This is a genomic window from Methylomagnum sp., from assembly GCF_054333355.1.
The window spans coordinates 1-2704 of the sequence record NZ_JBTEKS010000500.1 but is presented as its reverse complement, the minus strand read 5'-3'; the positions used below and the strand labels follow the sequence as shown (position 1 = coordinate 2704).

General features: G+C 60.7%; 4 protein-coding genes. All 4 read right to left on the bottom strand.

Annotated elements, in window-relative coordinates:
* Positions 1–1567, bottom strand: a 1567-nt coding sequence (nuoG, locus tag ACXWUF_RS21670) for an NADH-quinone oxidoreductase subunit NuoG (RefSeq protein WP_458496601.1), incomplete at its 3' end; no start/stop codon positions are given.
* Between the two features lie 73 nt (positions 1568–1640).
* Complete coding sequence (locus tag ACXWUF_RS21665; RefSeq protein ID WP_458496600.1) at positions 1641–1901, bottom strand: ParE family toxin-like protein; 261 nt, start codon at positions 1899–1901, stop codon at positions 1641–1643.
* The gene (locus ACXWUF_RS21660) at positions 1898–2098 is read right to left on the bottom strand and encodes a hypothetical protein (protein ID WP_458496599.1); all 201 of its coding nucleotides are present in this window, start codon (positions 2096–2098) and stop codon (positions 1898–1900) included. The genes ACXWUF_RS21665 and ACXWUF_RS21660 overlap by 4 nt, the downstream gene beginning before the upstream one ends.
* Positions 2099–2157: 59 nt before the next feature.
* Positions 2158–2586: an SRPBCC family protein gene (locus tag ACXWUF_RS21655; RefSeq protein ID WP_458496598.1), complete on the bottom strand. Its 429-nt coding sequence runs from the start codon at positions 2584–2586 to the stop codon at positions 2158–2160.
* Positions 2587–2704 lie beyond the last annotated feature (118 nt).

Genomic DNA, 2704 nt, shown 5'->3' with positions numbered 1-2704 from the left:
CATCCGCTTTCCTGCGAGCCAAAGCCAACGCCACATTTCCCGCCGCCCGCGCCACCGCCAAACTCCGGCACCCCATCCCCGACACAATCAAAGGCCGCTCGGCCAATCCCAAAGCCGCCGCGATGGTTTCCGCCAACCGCGCCTCTTCTTCCCCCAAATCCGCCACAGCGGGCGCGTCCCCATCCAGCGCATGGGCCACCGCAAAACCCAGCCGGGCCACATCGTCCGGCGGGCCGTGATAGGTCGCCTCGGCCACATCATCCAAGCGGGTGGCGGCGACACTCGCCACGAACAGCGGGCTTTTCGCCGCCTGCGCCGCTTCCCGCACCGACGCATCCAGCCAGCCGGGGATTTTCAAGGATTCGGCGATTTCAGACGCCCGGTTCCGCGTCGCCTGCCGCAGGGCCAAGGCCAGACGCGGCGCGGTGTTGGTGACATCCTCGCCCAGCACCAGCACGGCGTCGGCCTGTTCCATATCCCGCACCGTCGGCACGCACACCGGCCAGCGCCGCAGGATGTCGAGCATCGCCGCCGCCAACCCGGCTTCGGTGCGGGATAGCCCGGCGTAGAAATTCTTGGCCCCGACCAGTTCCCGCACGGCGAAATTGGATTCCAGCGAAGCGCGGGGTGAACCGATGCCGATGGCCCTGCCGCTGCCATTCGTCACGCTCGCCAGATGGATCACGGCGGCTTCGGGCGTGATGGGTTCGCCCTTCCAGGTGGCGCGGTGGATGCGCTCCACGCCGTTGACGTGGCCGTAGCCGAACCGGCCCCGGTCGCAAATGAAGTAGCCGTTCACCTCGCCGTGATAGCGGTTGATGATCCGCCGCAGCGTGCCCAGCCGTTCGGCGGGGCTGATGTTGCAGCCCACGCCGCAATGGGTGCAGACCGACGGGGCGTAGCGCAAATCCCACTTGCGGACGTAATGCTCGCCGAAGGTCCGATCGGTGAAGACGCCGGTCGGGCAGACTTCCACCAGGTTGCCGCTGAATTCGTTGTCCAGCACGCCGTCCTCGTGGCGTCCGAAATACACGTCGTTGTGGATGGCGAACACGTTCAAGTCGCTGCCGCCCGCGTAATCCCGGTAGTAGCGCACGCAGCGATAGCAGGCGATGCAGCGGTTCATTTCGTGGTTGATGAAGGGGCCAAGGTATTGATTGCGGTGGGTGCGCTTCTTGCCCCGGTAGCGGCGGACGGTGTGGCCGGTCATCAGGGTCATGTCCTGGAGATGGCATTCGCCGCCTTCTTCGCACACCGGGCAGTCGTGGGGGTGGTTGGTCATCAAGGCTTCGATGACCCCGGCGCGGAAGTCGTGGGCGGCGGGCGCTTCGAGGTCAGCGCGGAGTCCCTCTGTGACCGGCGTCATGCAGGCCATGACCAAGCGGCCTTGGGTGTCGTGTTCGTCCTTGTAGTGCAGCACCGCGCATTGGCGGCACGCCCCGACCGCGCCCAGGGCCGGATGCCAGCAGAAATAAGGGAGGTCCAGCCCGAGGGACAGGCAGGTTTTGAGCAGGTTGGCGCCGGGTGGGGCGTCGTGGGTTTGGCCGTCCAGGGTGATTTTGGCCATGGGGGTGAGTTCTCCTTAACTCGGGTTGATTAGGGCGTCATGCCGTGGTGGTGGGTTTCACCATAAGTTAAGCTCAATGGCCCACGATAATCCGATCATATTCACTGTGGTGACCGATCCAAAACCAAACAATATCCTGCCCCCTCCCAATCGCAGCGGCTCGATAATGGATGCCCACCCGAACCGACCAATACTTTCCAACCCGTTTGAAGTGAAGTGAGGGATGAAACGGGTCGCGTTTGAGTAGTTTGTAGTTTTCCTTGGCAAGCCGCTGGATATTTTCAGGAAGCTCGGCATAAAACGCCCAGAATTTGGGGCTGGCTCGATGCCTCATAGGTCGGTACAGCGGCCTTCGTCAAGGTCGCGCAAAGCCTCTTCTGCCAGCGCATCCAAACGCCCGGCGGCAACATCCGCTTCAAACTGCTTATCCCAAGCTTCGGCGTCAAATTCGTTAAACCAATCCCGGAAGGCGGTTAATTCTTGGCGGGAGAGTTTGGTTACGGCAGATTCAATTTCAGAAACCATATTCATCGGCAGTTACCCATTTTTATGATCGGATTCCCACGCGCCGCGTGGGAATCAACAGCTTATCATGCGGCCTGAAGGTCTCGCTCCATCCCGTCAAGCCCCGCGCTAATCGCGCCAAATACTAACTCAGCCACGGCGGCAGCAGCTTCCGGCGTGGATTCAAAATCAATCGTCCAAACCACCACGCCCAATCCATCATACGAGCTAAAAACCTCGACCGTCCCTTGGTAATAACTCACGGGAAACGGCGAGACGGGCCGTAGGTAAACCAAGCGCCGGTTTATAGCATCGACCGTTTCAATCGTGTCTTTGATCTCGCCGCCGTTATTAGAAATGGTCATATAACGGACAGCGCCCACGCCCTCGCCTTCCACCCGGCAGGTTTCGATAATCGGAAACCATACATCGAGCCGTCCTATCTGGCGGATGGCTTCCCACACTTGGTCCGCCGGTACATTCAGCTTTTTAGTAATCGGTTGCTTAGTCAACACGGGTTTTTCCTCAGGTAGTTTTACGAATGGATCAAAGCCTCACGGCTTGCCCGGTTCACTTTAGCAACGCGCTGGGCTGGCTGTATTGTAAAAAAGCGACATGTGGGAGTGGGCGTGC

Excerpts from the sequence above, each read along its gene's own strand:
- ACXWUF_RS21665 (WP_458496600.1), bottom strand. The coding sequence starts at position 1,901 with ATGAGGCATCGAGCCAGCCCCAAATTCTGGGCGTTTTATGCCGAGCTT.
- ACXWUF_RS21660 (WP_458496599.1), bottom strand. The coding sequence starts at position 2,098 with ATGAATATGGTTTCTGAAATTGAATCTGCCGTAACCAAACTCTCCCGC.